The sequence below is a fragment of the Brevibacterium sp. LS14 genome (assembly GCF_012027885.1).
In the GTDB taxonomy this organism is placed as follows: domain Bacteria; phylum Actinomycetota; class Actinomycetes; order Actinomycetales; family Brevibacteriaceae; genus Brevibacterium; species Brevibacterium casei.
Window position 1 is genome coordinate 75,579 of the sequence record NZ_SJXG01000056.1, and the last position, 14,049, is coordinate 89,627.

Genomic DNA, 14,049 nt, shown 5'->3' on the forward strand with positions numbered 1-14,049 from the left:
CGGGCCGGCAGTCGCATCCGGCGACGGCCGCCGGGCCAGAGCAGGAGGCAGCGCGATGAATGCAGACCCGACCATGGTCCTCGGTGTCAACGAGTGCTGGGACCGACTGCGGAGCACGTCGATCGGATGCCTGGCCGTCATCGTCGGCGACGGCGCTGATCTCCACCCGGAGATCTTCCCCGTCAACTACGCCGTCGATCACGCCTCGGTCGTCTTCCGCTCCGGGGAAGGCACGAAGGTCGAGGCGATCCACGAGCATCCGCAGGTCGCCTTCGAGGTCGACGGATTCGATCCGGAGACCGGCACCGCGTGGAGCGTCGTCGTCAAGGGCACGGCGAAGCCGATCAACCGCACCGATGAGCTCCTCGACACGATCTCCCTCGACGTCACCCCGTGGCAGGGCGGCAGGAAGAACCGGTTCGTCCGCATCCACACCGGCGAGATCACCGGCCTGAGCTTCCCCGTGGCGGAGCCGGCGGAGTGGGACACCCCGCTGAGCGGAAAGCTTCGCGCTCCGCGGGAGTGAGCGGCGCCTACAGCTCCTCGACGACCTCGACGAGGACGTCGGGGACGTTGGTGATGATTCCGTCGGCGCCGTACTCGATCGACTTCTCCATGTCGGTCACCGCGTCGACCGTCCACACAAGGCTCGACATGCCGAGCTCGTGGACGGTCGTCAGGTACTCGGCATCGGCGTCGATGTGCTCAGGATTGATCTGGTCGACCCACGCGGCGAATTCGCGCAGCTGCTCGAGCGTCGGGCGGCCGAGGAGACCGACGGGCACCTCGGGCGCGAGCTCGTGGAACTCGCGGACGAAGTCCCAGTCGGCGGACTGGACGACGAGGAGGCCGGCGGCAAGAGAGCGGTCGAGGTAGTCGGGCAGCTCATCGCAGGCACGGACGATCGCCTCGGCGATGCCGGGATAGAGGTTTGGGTGCTTGACCTCGAGGAGCAGACCGGTGCGGGTCGTGTGGACGAGGGCGAGCACCTCGGCGAGGGTGGGGACCTGCAGACCGACGAACGACTCGTCCTTCCAGCTGCCCGCGTCGAGTTCGGCGATCTCGGCCGCGGTCAGGGACTTCACTCTCGTGTCGGTGCGCTCGGGGTGGAGGGTGCGAATGTTCGTCGTCCGATCGAGGGTGACATCGTGGACGACGACGAGCTCACCGTCGGCACTCAGGTGCACGTCGACCTCGATCATGTCCGCCCCCTGATCGATCCCGGCGACGAACGCCGGGATCGTGTTCTCAGGCCAGCCCGCGGACGCACCTCGATGTGCGATGACGAGCGGCGGCACCGGGGTGCGCACACCGCCCTTTGGCGGATGGGTGAGGACGGTGATGGGCATGGGGAGACTCCTTCGGGGATGATCGCCGAGGCGGTGCCGGTGGTGCCGTCATCGTGGTACCTCAAGGGCGATTGCGGATCAGCCTAGTCTCGGGAGGCGATGTGCGAGTGATGTTTGGGTTGCGCGCACGTGAATCCTGGATCGGAGCGAGCTGACTTCTGGGAGAATCGACGCTGGACGGATCTCGCGAACGGCCGCGTCAGCGTTTCGCGGTCTTCGACGTCGCCCCGGTCGCCCAGCTGACCTGATCGAACGTGACGCGGTAGGTCTTCTTGCCCTTCGACGTCACCTTGAGCGTCGCCTTTCCCTTCTTGGCGGAGACGGTCTTGATGGTCTTCCACTTGCTGCCGGACTTGACCTGGAACTTCACCTTCGGGTTGTAGTTGACCTTGCCGTAGTCCTCCGGGCTGTAGACCTTGGTCGTCGACGTCAGGGTCACCGTTTTCCCGCTGCGCTTGGTGGACAGCGACGCGTAGGCCTTGCCGCGGACATAGAAGCTGCCCTTGGTGTGGTCGGTACCGGCATAGTGATCGTAGTAGTCACCGCTGTAGTTTTCCGCTGTCACCTCCGAGGGCCCCAAGGTGTACTTCCCCAGACCGTCGCTGCTGGGGCAGACCATCCCACGGTCAACATCGTTCGGACGAAATGTAGATGCGAAGAACAGGTCGCCTGCGTACCCGTGCCGCCCAATGATTTCAGGCATGACTGTCCACGAGTCGGTTCCTGAGGACCGGTATTTGAGGTAGACGTTGAAATACTTGCAGTTCGAATCAGACACAACGAGGTTGTCTGCTGTCAGCTTGGTGACGTCGAACGAGACATTCGCGGCGTCCGCCGAGGCGGCGGGGGCGATGACGAGGGCAACGGCGGCGAGCGCGGACACGGCGGCGCGACGGATGAGTTTCACGGAGACTCCATCAAGGGGAACTGAACAGGGTGGGTGCCGGAGTAGGAGTCTCAGAGGTATGCGTCGGCAGGCTGCGTCACGATGTCTTCGGGTCGAATCCATCGAAGCGTACCACGCCTGAAGTGCACGGCCGTGATCTCAGTCACCGACCGCCTCGGCGGGGGGGCGCCCTGACCTCGGCACGGAAGGATCACCGCACCTTCCGAACGCTCCCCAGGTGCGGCTCGGCTCACAGCGGAGTGGCACAATGAGGTGAGGAAACTCTCAAGAACTCCTGACGAATTGGACCATCGCATGCAAACCCTCCAGGACCTCATCGCACTCGTCAATGACAGGCTCGGCTGGGTGCTCATCGTCGTCCTCATCGCCGTCGCCCTCTACCTGACCATCCGCACCGGCGTCGTCCAGCTGCGGATGCTGCCGGAGATGTTCCGCGTCATCGGCGAGAGCCCCGGGGAGAACAAGGACGGCACGAAGTCGATCTCCTCGTTCAAGGCCTTCTGGATCTCCGCGGCCTCGCGCGTGGGCACCGGCAACATCGCCGGCATCGCGCTCGCGATCTCGATCGGCGGTCCGGGCGCGATCTTCTGGATGTGGCTGATGGCGATCTTCGGCGCGGCCACCGCGTTCGTCGAATCGACTCTCGGTCAGCTCTACAAGGTCAAGGACAAGGACTCCTACCGAGGCGGTCCTGCCTACTACATGAGCGTCGGGCTCAAGCAGCCGTGGATGGGCGCGTTCTTCGCCGTCATCATCACCGTCACCTACGGCCTCGTGTTCAACTCGCTTCAGGCGAACTCGATCGTCGACGCCACCGCGACGAGCCTCAACGTCGACACCACGCAGAGCTTCTGGCTGCCGGTCGGCCTCGGCATCTTCCTCGCCCTCGTCACCGGCGCGGTCTTCCTCGGCGGCGTGCAGCGGATCTCAGCATGGTCCTCGGTCATCGTCCCGGTCATGGCCGGGGCCTACCTGCTGCTCGGCATCCTCGTCGTCGCGATGAACATCACCGAGGTCCCCGCGATGATCGCCCTCATCTTCGAGAACGCGTTCGGCATCCAGTCCGTCGTCGGCGGCGGCATCGGCATCGTCATCCTCCAGGGCATCCGCCGCGGCCTCTTCTCCAACGAGGCCGGCATGGGTTCGGTCCCCAACGCCGCAGCCACCTCGTCGGTGTCGCACCCGGCCAAGCAGGGTCTCGTGCAGAGCCTCGGCGTCTACTTCGACACCATCCTCGTCTGCTCGATCACCGCGTTCATCGTCCTCCTGTCCAACCCCGTCTATGACGAGGCCCAGGGTGCCTCCCTCACGCAGACCGCGCTGGCCTCGCAGCTGGGCACGTGGGCGGTGCACTTCCTCACCGTGGCGATCTTCCTCTTCGCGTTCTCCTCGATCCTCGGCAACTACTACTACGGCGAGGCGAACATCTCCTACCTGTTCAAGAAGAACGCGCGTCCGGCGATCATGACCTACCGTCTCATCGTCATGGCGGCCGTCTTCACCGGCTCCGTCATCGCCCTGCCTCTGGCCTGGTCGGCAGCCGACGTGTTCATGTCGATCATGGCGCTGACGAACCTCGTGGCCGTCTTCCTCCTCGGACGCATCGCGCTCAAGGTGCTCAAGAACTACACCGCTCAGCGCAAGCAGGGTCTCGAGCCGGTCTTCAACCGCGATGACCTGCCCGGTGTCACCGGCATCGACGCGTGGGACGGTTCGGACGAAGTGACGACCCGCGCGTACTGGGAGAAGAAGGACGCTGCGAAGGGCGCGAAAGGCGCGAAGGGCGCGCAGACCCGCTGAGAAGGCGCCGGCCGGTCGCGGGTGCGGGCCGGCGGCGCGCTGGCGTGCAGCCCGACGGCGCTGCAAACAGAAGTGACCAGTTTCCGCCGAGAAGGTCAGGTTGCGACCTGACCGATCCGGCGAAAACTGGTCACTTCTGCGCGTGAGGATTTCGGCAGAGAGCCCCCGAGCGCCTCAGAGTCCCTCAGCACCTCACACTGCGGCGGTCTCCTCGATGATGAGCGGGTAGACGCCGTTCTCGTCGTGGACCTCCCGGCCGGTGACCGGAGGGTTGAACACGCACGCCATGCGCAGCTCGGTGTTGGCGACGACGGTGTGCTTCTCGTGCCCGTCGAGGAGATACATCGTTCCGTCCGAGAGCGGGTAGGTCTTGCCCGTCTCCTCGTCGGTGAGCGTCCCCTCGCCCTGCACGCAGTACACGGCTTCGATGTGGTTCTGGTAGTGGAACGTCGAGCGCGTGCCGGCGTAGATGACGGTGTCGTGGAAGGAGAAGCCGACGCCCTCCCGTCCGAGCACCATCCGGCGGCTGCGCCACGTCTCGGACTGGACGTCGCGGTCGGTGTCGTTGAGGTCGTCACGGTTGATCACGTACATGGAGAGTCCTTTCGAAGTGGTAAGTCTGCGGTCCTGCCCAGCGTTCTGGCCTCAGCCCATCGCCGAAGCATCCGGCCTTCAGCCCATCGCCGGAGCGTCCGGGCCTCAGGCCATCGCCGGCGCAGCCTCAGCTCCAGCCGGAGCGACCTTGAGCACCGAGGCTTCGAGGATGTCGAGCCCGGCGGTGAGGTCGGCCTCCGAGATCGTCAGCGGCGGCATGATCTTGACGACCTCGTCGCGCGGACCGGAGGTCTCGATGAGCAGGCCGCCTGCAAAGGCATCGGCCGCGACCTGGCCGGCGACCTCGGGGTCGTCGAAGAGCAGACCGGCGAGCATGCCGCGCCCGCGGACCGTCGCCCCCTCGGCCTTCTCAGCGATCTGGTCGAGGCGCTGGTGGAGGTGGGCGATCGTGTCGGCGAGCCGATTCTGGAAGCCGTTGTCGGCCCAGAAGGTCTTCAGCGCCGCGGTCGCGGTGACGAAAGCGGGGTTGTTGCCGCGGAACGTCCCGTTGTGCTCACCGGGCTCCCAGGCGTCGAGCTCGGGGCGGAAGAGCGTGAGCGCCATCGGCAGGCCCGACCCGGAGATCGACTTCGACAGGCACACAATGTCGGGTTCGATGCCGGCGTCCTCGAAGCTGAAGAACGTTCCTGTGCGACCGCAGCCGGCCTGGACGTCGTCGACGATGAGGAGGATGTCGTGCTTCTTGCACAGCGCCGAGAGCTCCCGCAGCCACTCGGCCCTGGCAGCGCGAACGCCGCCCTCGCCCTGGACGGTCTCGACGATGATCGCCGCGGGCTTGTCGACACCAGAGCCGGAGTCCTCGAGCACCCGCTCGAGCCAGAGGAAGTCCGGGGTCTCCCCGTCGAGGTAGTCTTCGTAGGGGATCTTCGAACTGTTCGTCAGCGGGATGCCCGCACCCTCGCGCTTCATCGAGTTCCCGGTCACCGACAGCGACCCGAGCGTCATCCCGTGGAACGCGTTCGTGAATGAGAGCAGGTGCTGGCGCCCGGTGACCTTGCGGGCGAGCTTGAGCGCCGCCTCGACGGTGTTCGTCCCCGTCGGGCCGGGGAACATCACCGTGTAGTCGAGTCCCCGCGGCTTGAGGATGAGCTCTTCGAAGGTCTCGAGGAACTCCCGTTTGGCCGGAGTCTTCATGTCGAGCGAGTGGAGCACGGCCCCCGACTGCAGGTACTCGACGAGCGGGGTCATCACGGCCGGGTTGTTGTGCCCGTAGTTGAGCGCGCCGGCACCGGAGAAGAAGTCGAGGTACTCCTTGCCGTCCTCGTCCCACTGCTTGGGGCCCTGAGCGCGGGCGAAGGTCGCCGGCCACGAACGCGAGTATCCGCGCACCGCCGATTCGCGGGTCTCGAAGATGTCAGGGGTGGTCTCGGTCGTCGTATCAGTGCTGGTCGTCGTCATCGTGTGATTCCTTTCGACTGCTGATGCAGGCCGACGGGTCGCCGGTCGTCTGCGGGTGCGGGCGTCGGGCCCGGCAATGGTGCGTGGATGGTCGCCGAGGCGGTCGGAGCGTTCCGGACCACCGCCTCGGCGAGGTGTGCGCCACCCCTCCGCGGTCAGAGCGGGGCGATCTCATAGAGGTATTCGGTGTCGTGGCCGTCCGGATAGAGGTCCGGGGTGAAGAGCGGCCGCCGGTCGAAGCCGGCTCCGCGCTGCTCCGCGAAGGCCTGGAACAGGCGGTTCGAGGCCGCGTTGTCGTCGGTGATCGTCGTCTCCAGGCGCAGGGCCCCGGTCCGGTCGGCGAGTGCGTGGAGCATCGTCGAGGCCAGCCCGCGGCCGCGGAAGCGCTCGGAGACGGCGACCTGCCAGATCATCAGGGTGTCCGGTGACTCGGGTCGCGTGTACCCGGTGACGAACCCTGCGGGTTCGTTCTCGATCCACGCGATCGCCGAGGTGTCCGCGAAGTCCCGGCACCACAGCAGGTACGAGTACGAGGAGTTGAGATCGAGGACGGCCGAATCCTTCGCCAGCCGCCACAAATGCTGTCCGTCCTCCAGCGAGGGAGTCCGAACGTCGGTTTCCGTCTTCGGTTGAGCGAGTGCGTTTCTCACGCCCACCAACCTAACGAGATGACTTCCGGCGTCAATCTCGCCTCGGCGATTTCACCCCCGATTCGCCCCGGTGCGACCGGGAGCACCGCCGGGATCGCGCCGTGAGCGCAGCGGAGCTTCCCCAGAGCATCTCTGGGGATCGCCGGATCGAGTCGTCGAGGCCGCCTCGGCGGAAGTCTTCGTTATCGGTTCGTTACATTTATCGTGACGTGGAACTCGAGTTCCAGGCGCTGGGAGCGGCCAGCGGCGTCACCGAGGCGCCCTCCCGATCCCCCGGATGGGCCGCTCTCCTCAGGGGCGGCCCCTCCGAGGAGGATCCGGTGCGAAAAACGACCCCACATCGAACTCGATCCTCCTCGGGAGTTCCGCGCCGACTCCGGCGGTCGCTCGCGCGACGCCGCGGACCACCCGAACGTCGCCGACCGTCGACCGCGGCACAGCCTCCCGAGGAGGATCCGGTGCGAAAATCGACCCGTTCTCGAACCCGATCCTCCTCCGGGCGGTCGTCGACCTTGGCCGGACGGTCGTCGTCGGCCGCGGACGGTCGCCGAGGTGCCCGCGCGGATCAGCACTCGACGACGTTGACGGCGAGTCCGCCGAGCGCTGTCTCCTTGTACTTCGAACTCATGTCGGCACCGGTCTGGCGCATCGTTTCGATGACCTCGTCGAGGCTGACCCGGTGCTGCCCGTCGCCCCAGAGCGCCATCCGGGAGGCGTTGATCGCCTTGCCCGCGGCGATCGCGTTGCGTTCGATGCAGGGGACCTGGACGAGCCCGGCGATCGGATCGCACGTGAGTCCGAGGTTGTGCTCCATCGCGATCTCGGCGGCGTTCTCGACCTGCTCGGGGGTGCCGCCCATGACCGCGGCCAGTCCTCCGGCGGCCATCGACGAGGCGGATCCGACCTCGCCCTGGCAGCCCACCTCGGCGCCGGAGATCGAAGCCCGCTCCTTGTAGAGGACGCCGATCGCGGCGGCGGTGAGGAGGAAGGTCATGATCGCCTCGTGCTTCGCGCCTTCTCCTCCGTCGACGACGGAGTCGACGTAGTTGAGCGCGTAGTGGAGGACGGCGGGGATGATGCCGGCCGCACCGTTGGTCGGGGCGGTGACGACCCGGCCGCCCGAGGCGTTCTCCTCGTTGACGGCCATCGCGACGAGGTTGACCCACTCGAGGTAGTAGCGGGGATCCCGGTCGGGGTCCTCGGCCTTGAGCTTGAGGTACCAGTCGTGTGCGCGCCGGCGCACCTTGAGGCCCCCGGGCAGATGCCCGGAGCGGTCGAGCGAATTCGCCGCGCACTCCTCCATCACCGAGTAGATGTGGAGGAGCCCGTGACGGATCTCGTCTTCGTCGCGCATCGTCAGCTCGTTGCCGAGCATCACCTCGGCGACCGAGAGTTCGTTCTTCCGGCACTGCTCGAGGAGGTCGGCGGCGGAGTGGAACGGGTAGGGCAGTTCCTCGCTGGCGGCTTCGAGTTCGGCGTCGATGACCGCCTCGGCGACGGCGAACTCCTGGTCCTCGTCCGCGTTCGACGGGTCGTCGACCTCGTCGTCGAACCCTTCGTCGGCATCCTCGACAGGGGCGTCAGCGTCCTCGACAAGGGCGTCGTCGACAAGCGCGGCCCTCTCCTTCTCGACGAACTCGGTCTCCGAGGTGACGAAGCCGCCGCCGACGGAGTAGTACGTCTCCTCCGCCAGGGGCTCCCCCGCCTCGTCGAAGGCGGTGAGGGTGAGCGCGTTCGTGTGCCGGGGAAGGACCGTGAGGGGGCGTTTGACCATGTCAGCCTCGGTGAAGGCGAGCTCGACGCCCTGGCCGGTGGCATCGCCGAGGATGATCTCGCCGGTCTCGGCCATCCGGGTGCGGCGGGCGGTGAGCTCGTTGCCCTCGACCGTGTCGGGACGGCATCCCTCGAGGCCGAGGAGGATCGCGTCGAAGGTCCCGTGACCGGCACCGGTGGCAGCCAGGGAACCGAAGACGTCGACGCGGATGCTCGCGACGGACTCGAGCTTCTCGCCGAGGAGGTCGAGGAAGCTCGCGGCCGCGCGCATCGGACCCACGGTGTGGGAGCTCGACGGGCCGATGCCGACGGTGAAGAGGTCGAAGACGCTCAGAGGCATGGTGTCCTTCCCTGGAACGGTCATGTGCGGGAACGACAAGGTCGGCCGCATCCGGACGCTTGCGGATATGACCGACCCTGTCGTTTTCGGTTCGCAGAACCCGATTCCGACGGCGCTGGGGCCGCCTGACACGGGTTCTGCACGGTGGGGTGGGCGCTGCGGCGTCCCACCCACCCTGCTGGTCTACAGCGAGTTGTTCTTCGCGTAGCTGTCGGCGTCCATGACGACACCGACCTCGTCGACGTTGACCTCGAAGAGCCAGCCCTCGCCGTAGGGATCGGAGTTGACGAGCCCGGGAGAGTCGAGGACCTTCTGGTTGATCGAGGTGACCTCCCCGCCGACGGGCGAGTAGAGGTCGGAGACCGACTTCGTCGACTCGACCTCGCCGCAGGTCTCGCCGGCCTTGACGCCGTCGCCGACGCTCGGCAGATCGAGGTAGACGACCTCGCCGAGGGCGTCGGCGGCGACGGCGGTGATGCCGATCTTCACGGTCTGTCCGGCGATCGTGTCGGGGCCCTGGTTGACCCATTCGTGCTCAGCGGAGTACGAGAAGTCCTTCGGAAGTGCAGGCAGATCAGCCATGATCTTCCCTTTCTGCTGTCGAACAGCGGTTGTGGCGAGCAGGTGTGACCAGTGTACGAGCCGCGCGGGCAAGTCTCATCGGTTCCGACAGGTCAGTTTTCCGAACGCCGGTAGAACGGCAGCTCGACCACGGTGAACTCGTGGGCCTTGCCGCGGATGTCGACTTCGACCTCGGTGCCCGGCACCGCCAGGCCACGGTCGAGATACGCGAGCGCGATGGGACGGCCGAGCGTCGGGGAGGGCTGTCCCGAGGTGACGACACCCACCTCGGCGCCGTCGGAGAGGATCACCGAACCCGACCGGGCAGCGCGACGTCCCGTCGCGGTGAGGCCGACGAGGATGCGCTCGGGTTCGGTCTCCCCGAGGGCGGCCAGCGCGTCCCGGGCGACGAACTCACCCTTGGTCTTGAACCCGATCATCCGGCCGAGGCCCGCGTCGTACGGGGTCGTCGAGAGGGTGAGCTCGTTGCCGTAGAGCGGCATGCCCGCCTCGAGGCGCAGCGAGTCCCTCGCCGCGAGACCGCAGGGCACGAGCCCGTGGTCGGCACCGGCGGTGACGAGTGTGTCCCACAGACGCTCGGCCCCGATGTTGGGCACGTAGAGTTCGAACCCGTCCTCACCGGTGTAGCCGGTGCGGGCGAGGATGAGGTCGATACCGGCGATCGTCAGCGGCATCCACGCGTAGTAGCCGAGCTGGTCGACGGCCTCGCCGACGGTGATCGTCCCGGAGGGATCCTCGTCGCTCGTCGTCGTCCGCGGCCCGAACTCCCCCTTGGCACCCTCGTCGAGGGCGGCGAGGATGATGGCCTGCGAGTGCGGTCCCTGCACCGCGATGAGCGCGGTGTCCCCGGACTCGTCGAACATGCGGACGTCGGCGCCGGGTTCGACCTCGGTGAGGAAGGTCTGCAGACGGTCCTGCAGGGCCTCGACGACGGCGGGCGTGTTCGAGGCGTTGGGGACGATGAGGAACTCCTCCTCGCCGATGCGGTACGTGATGAGATCGTCGAGCAGATACCCCTGCTCGTTGACGATGACTCCGTACTTCGCCTTCCCGACCTTCATCGACGAGTACTTCGCGACGAGCGCGTAGTCGAGGAAGGCTGCGGCACCGGCACCGGTGATGCGGACCTCGCCCATGTGGGAGAGGTCGAAGATGCCGGCGGCCTCGCGCACGGCGCGGTGTTCGGCGAGTTCGGAGCCGTACTTGAGCGGCATGTCCCAGCCGCCGAAGTCGGTGAACGTCGCGCCGAGCTTCGCGTGGGTCTCGTGGAGCGGGGTCTCTTTGATCTCAGCGGTCATCAGGCGGCCTCGGTCTCGGTGGTCTCGGTGGTCTCGGTCATCTCGAAGGCCTCGGGCGGCGGGCACGAGCACACGAGGTTGCGGTCGCCGTAGGCGCCGTCGATGCGGCTCACCGGCGGGAAGTACTTCGACAGGGTGAGGCCGGGAACCGGGAAGACCGCGGTCTCGCGGGTGTACTTGCCGTCCCAGTCGTCCATGACGACGGTCGCCGGGTGCGGAGCGGCCTTGAGCGGGGACTCCTCGTAGCTGTAGTCGGTGCCGATCGCGTCGATCTCCGCGCGGATGCTGCGCATCGCCTCGATGAACCGGTCGAGTTCGGCCTTGTCCTCGGATTCGGTCGGTTCGACCATGAGAGTGCCGGGCACGGGGAAGGCGAGCGTCGGCGCATGGAAGCCGTAGTCGATGAGGCGCTTGGCGACGTCCTCGGCGGTCACCCCGGTCTTCGCCGTGATCTCACGGAGATCGAGGATCGTCTCGTGACCGACGAGCCCGTTCTCTCCCGAGTAGAGGACCGGGTAGTAGTCATTGAGCTTTTTCGCGATGTAGTTCGCACCGAGCAGGGCCGCCCGGGTCGCCTCGCGCAGTCCCTCGCCGCCCATGAGCTCGAGGTACGCGTAGCTGATCGGCAGGACCCCGGCAGAACCGTAGAGCGAGCCGGAGACCGGCAGGTCGACCGTCGACATGTCGCCGGAGACGAGGTCGGGGTTGACCGGGTTGCCGGGCAGGTGCGGGGCGAGGTGCTCGCGGACCGCGACCGGTCCGACGCCGGGGCCGCCGCCGCCGTGCGGGATGCAGAAGGTCTTGTGGAGGTTGAGGTGGGAGACATCGCCGCCGAAGTCGCCGGGCTTGGCGAGTCCCACGAGCGCGTTGAGGTTCGCCCCGTCGACGTAGACCTGACCGCCGGCGGCGTGGACCTTGTCGCAGACGATGCGGACATCGGACTCGAAGACTCCGTGCGTCGACGGGTAGGTGATCATGATCGCGGCGAGCCGATCACCGTGTTTGGCGATCTTCTCATCGAGGTCGTCGAGGTCGATCGAACCGTCGCCGTCGGTCGTCTTGACGACCTGGACGTCGAGGCCCGCGAGGACGGCGGAGGCGGCATTCGTCCCGTGCGCCGACTGCGGGATGAGGCAGACGGTGCGCTGCGGGTCGCCGTTCTCCCGGTGGTAGAGGCGGATCGCGAGCAGGCCCGCGAACTCGCCCTGCGAACCGGCGTTGGGCTGCAGGGAGACGCGATCGTAGCCGGTCACCTCGACGAGGGAGTCCTCGAGGCGGCCGATGAGGGTGCGCCATCCCTGGGTCTGCTCGATGGGGGCGAAGGGGTGGATGGTCGCGAACTCGGGCCAGGTGATCGGCTCCATCTCGATGGCCGAGTTGAGCTTCATCGTGCACGAGCCCAGCGGGATCATCGTCCGGTCGAGTGCGAGGTCGCGGTCGGCCAGCGTGCGCAGGTAGCGCATCATCGACGTCTCGGAGCCGTGCGTGTTGAACACCGGGTGGGTGAGGAACTCGGTGTCGCGGTGGAGGTCGGAGGCGAACTGCGGTTCCGGCACCTGGTTGGGTCCGAAGGTCCCCGCCGAGGCGGCTGCGAAGTCGTCCTCGTCGATCCGGGCGATGATGCCGAGGGCTTCGAGGAGTCCGTTGGCGTCGGAGACGGTGTGGGATTCGCCGAAGGAGACGCCGATCGTCGTCTCGTCGATGACGCGGATGTTGTATCCGGCGGCCTCGGCGACGACGCGGGCCGCTTCGGCGTCGGCCACGCGCAGGGCGACGGTGTCGAAGAAGTCGTAACTGAGCACCTCGGCGCCGGGGGCCGTGTCAGCGGCAGCGGCGAACGCCTCAGCGAGGCGGTGGATGCGGGAGGCGATGCGGGTCAGTCCGATGGGGCCGTGGAAGACGGCGTACATCGAGGCGACGTTGGCGAGCAGGGCCTGGGCGGTGCAGATGTTGCTCGTCGCCTTCTGACGGCGGATGTGCTGCTCGCGGGTCTGGAGCGCCAGCCGGTAGCCGGGCTTGCCCTGAGCGTCCTTCGAGACGCCGACGAGGCGGCCGGGGAGCTGACGCTGCAGGGAGTCCTTGACCGCCATGAACGCCGCGTGGGGTCCGCCGAAGAACAGCGGCACGCCGAAGCGCTGAGCCGAGCCGACGGCGATGTCCGCACCCTGCGAGCCCGGATCCTTGAGCAGGGTGAGGGCGAGGAGGTCGGTGTCGAAGGTGACAAGGGCACCGCGCTCGTGGGCGCCCTCGACGGCTGCCGAGAGGTCGCGGATGACGCCGGTGGTGCCGGGCTGGGCGCAGACGATGCCGAAGATGTCCTCGCCGACGAGACCCTGCGAGAGGTCGGCGACGACGACGTCGAACTCGAGTGCCCGGGCGCGGACGTGGACGTTGGCGATGACCTGCGGATGGAGCTCGGAGTCGAGGACGACCGTCGAGCCCTTCTTCACGGACCGACGCATGAGGAGGACCGCCTCGGCGACGGCGGTGGCCTCATCGAGGAGGGAGGCGTTGGCGATGTCGAGGCCGGTGAGGTCCTGGACGACCTGCTGGAAGTTGAGCAGAGCCTCGAGGCGTCCCTGCGAGATCTCCGGCTGGTAGGGCGTGTACGCGGTGTACCAGGCGGGGTTCTCGACGAGGTTGCGGCGGATGACGGCGGGCGTGACGGTGTCGTAGTAGCCCTGGCCGATCATCTGCGTGCGCATGACGTTCTGGGAGGCGAGATTGCGGAGGTCGGCGAGCACCTCGGACTCGGACTTGCCGGTGGGCAGGTCGAGGCCGTCGATCTGGATGGTGGCCGGGACGGCGGCGGTCGAGAGCGCTTCGAGGGACTCGTAGCCGAGTTCGGCGAGCATCGCCTCGGTGTCGTCGGCACGGGGACCGATGTGGCGGTCGGAGAACGGCCGCGCCGTGTCCCCGGTGGCCTGCGTGGTGTGGGCGAGTGAACTGGTCATGGCCGTCCTTGATCGGTGTCGCGCCCACCTGTGGAGGACGCACTGAACAGTGAGGGTCCTCCCCGATCTGTCGGATCACCAGCTCGCTGCACGGGATGCTGCGAGGAAGCGGTCCTCCAGATACGCCTGCAATCGGTGGTACTGGGCCTGAGAGTTTCCCGGGGAGGGAATTGCACCTACGGCGCTGCACTGCGGTCCGGGTCACAGGCTCGGAGGGTGTCCGAGGAGCGATCGCGGAGACCGGGCAGCTCTCCCACGTCATGTCTTAACGGCGTATGAAATTGTCCGCATTCATTCTAGTGGCATGGCGCACTCGGCGACAACCGACGAGGTGGCGGGGGCGACCGCTGTCGGCAACCCTGCAGGCGCTCGGCAACCCTGTG

The 14,049-nt window shown here is 67.1% G+C and carries 11 protein-coding genes and 1 riboswitch; of the genes, 2 read left to right on the top strand and 9 right to left on the bottom strand.

Annotation, left to right across the window (positions count from 1 at the left end; all coding sequences use genetic code 11):
* Positions 1 to 55 precede the first annotated feature (55 nt).
* Positions 56 to 526, top strand: a complete 471-nt coding sequence (locus EZE58_RS13050; protein WP_009377384.1) for a pyridoxamine 5'-phosphate oxidase family protein — start codon at positions 56 to 58, stop codon at positions 524 to 526.
* Between the two features lie 7 nt (positions 527 to 533).
* Here the strand turns inward: EZE58_RS13050 and EZE58_RS13055 are convergent, their stop codons facing one another.
* Positions 534 to 1,349, bottom strand: coding sequence for a glycerophosphodiester phosphodiesterase family protein (locus EZE58_RS13055; RefSeq protein WP_009377386.1), 816 nt, complete (start codon positions 1,347 to 1,349; stop codon positions 534 to 536).
* Between the two features lie 199 nt (positions 1,350 to 1,548).
* Complete coding sequence (locus tag EZE58_RS13060) at positions 1,549 to 2,256, bottom strand: hypothetical protein (protein ID WP_009377388.1); 708 nt, start codon at positions 2,254 to 2,256, stop codon at positions 1,549 to 1,551.
* A 294-nt stretch (positions 2,257 to 2,550) separates the two neighbouring features.
* On the opposite strand from EZE58_RS13060, the gene EZE58_RS13065 reads away from it, so the two are divergent.
* Positions 2,551 to 4,056 carry an alanine/glycine:cation symporter family protein gene (locus EZE58_RS13065; protein WP_009377390.1) on the top strand — a complete coding sequence of 502 codons (1,506 nt, stop codon included), beginning with the start codon at positions 2,551 to 2,553 and terminating at the stop codon, positions 4,054 to 4,056.
* A 192-nt stretch (positions 4,057 to 4,248) separates the two neighbouring features.
* On the opposite strand, the gene EZE58_RS13070 is transcribed toward EZE58_RS13065, so the two are convergent.
* From EZE58_RS13070 to gcvP, 7 genes are all read right to left on the bottom strand, one after another.
* A complete protein-coding gene (locus EZE58_RS13070; protein WP_009377392.1) occupies positions 4,249 to 4,650 on the bottom strand; it encodes an ectoine synthase in 402 nt (133 codons plus the stop codon).
* A gap of 105 nt (positions 4,651 to 4,755) precedes the next feature.
* Complete coding sequence (gene ectB, locus EZE58_RS13075) at positions 4,756 to 6,069, bottom strand: diaminobutyrate--2-oxoglutarate transaminase (RefSeq protein ID WP_009377394.1); 1,314 nt, start codon at positions 6,067 to 6,069, stop codon at positions 4,756 to 4,758.
* 155 nt (positions 6,070 to 6,224) lie between these two features.
* Positions 6,225 to 6,725 (bottom strand): diaminobutyrate acetyltransferase, encoded by a 501-nt coding sequence (gene ectA, locus EZE58_RS13080; RefSeq protein WP_346773187.1) that lies wholly within the window; start codon positions 6,723 to 6,725, stop codon positions 6,225 to 6,227.
* 559 nt (positions 6,726 to 7,284) lie between these two features.
* Positions 7,285 to 8,832, bottom strand: a complete 1,548-nt coding sequence (locus EZE58_RS13085; RefSeq protein WP_009377398.1) for an L-serine ammonia-lyase — start codon at positions 8,830 to 8,832, stop codon at positions 7,285 to 7,287.
* 183 nt (positions 8,833 to 9,015) lie between these two features.
* The gene (gcvH, locus tag EZE58_RS13090; RefSeq protein ID WP_009377400.1) at positions 9,016 to 9,414 is read right to left on the bottom strand and encodes a glycine cleavage system protein GcvH; all 399 of its coding nucleotides are present in this window, start codon (positions 9,412 to 9,414) and stop codon (positions 9,016 to 9,018) included.
* Positions 9,415 to 9,506: 92 nt separating this feature from the next.
* On the bottom strand, positions 9,507 to 10,712 hold the full coding sequence (gene gcvT / locus EZE58_RS13095; RefSeq protein ID WP_009377407.1) for a glycine cleavage system aminomethyltransferase GcvT: 1,206 nt from the start codon (positions 10,710 to 10,712) through the stop codon (positions 9,507 to 9,509).
* Positions 10,712 to 13,666 carry an aminomethyl-transferring glycine dehydrogenase gene (gene gcvP, locus EZE58_RS13100; protein ID WP_009377409.1) on the bottom strand — a complete coding sequence of 985 codons (2,955 nt, stop codon included), beginning with the start codon at positions 13,664 to 13,666 and terminating at the stop codon, positions 10,712 to 10,714. The genes gcvT and gcvP overlap by 1 nt, the downstream gene beginning before the upstream one ends.
* 126 nt (positions 13,667 to 13,792) lie before the next feature.
* A riboswitch (glycine riboswitch) is annotated at positions 13,793 to 13,932 on the bottom strand.
* Between the last annotated feature and the right edge of the window lie 117 nt (positions 13,933 to 14,049).

What these genes read in the sequence shown, in the direction of transcription:
- EZE58_RS13050 (WP_009377384.1), top strand. Translation starts at nt 56, where the DNA reads ATGAATGCAGACCCGACCATGGTCCTCGGTGTCAACGAGTGCTGGGAC.
- EZE58_RS13055 (WP_009377386.1), bottom strand. Translation starts at nt 1,349, where the DNA reads ATGCCCATCACCGTCCTCACCCATCCGCCAAAGGGCGGTGTGCGCACC.
- EZE58_RS13065 (WP_009377390.1), top strand. Translation starts at nt 2,551, where the DNA reads ATGCAAACCCTCCAGGACCTCATCGCACTCGTCAATGACAGGCTCGGC.
- EZE58_RS13070 (WP_009377392.1), bottom strand. Translation starts at nt 4,650, where the DNA reads ATGTACGTGATCAACCGTGACGACCTCAACGACACCGACCGCGACGTC.
- ectB (WP_009377394.1), bottom strand. Translation starts at nt 6,069, where the DNA reads ATGACGACGACCAGCACTGATACGACGACCGAGACCACCCCTGACATC.
- EZE58_RS13085 (WP_009377398.1), bottom strand. Translation starts at nt 8,832, where the DNA reads ATGCCTCTGAGCGTCTTCGACCTCTTCACCGTCGGCATCGGCCCGTCG.
- gcvH (WP_009377400.1), bottom strand. Translation starts at nt 9,414, where the DNA reads ATGGCTGATCTGCCTGCACTTCCGAAGGACTTCTCGTACTCCGCTGAG.
- gcvT (WP_009377407.1), bottom strand. Translation starts at nt 10,712, where the DNA reads ATGACCGCTGAGATCAAAGAGACCCCGCTCCACGAGACCCACGCGAAG.
- gcvP (WP_009377409.1), bottom strand. Translation starts at nt 13,666, where the DNA reads ATGACCAGTTCACTCGCCCACACCACGCAGGCCACCGGGGACACGGCG.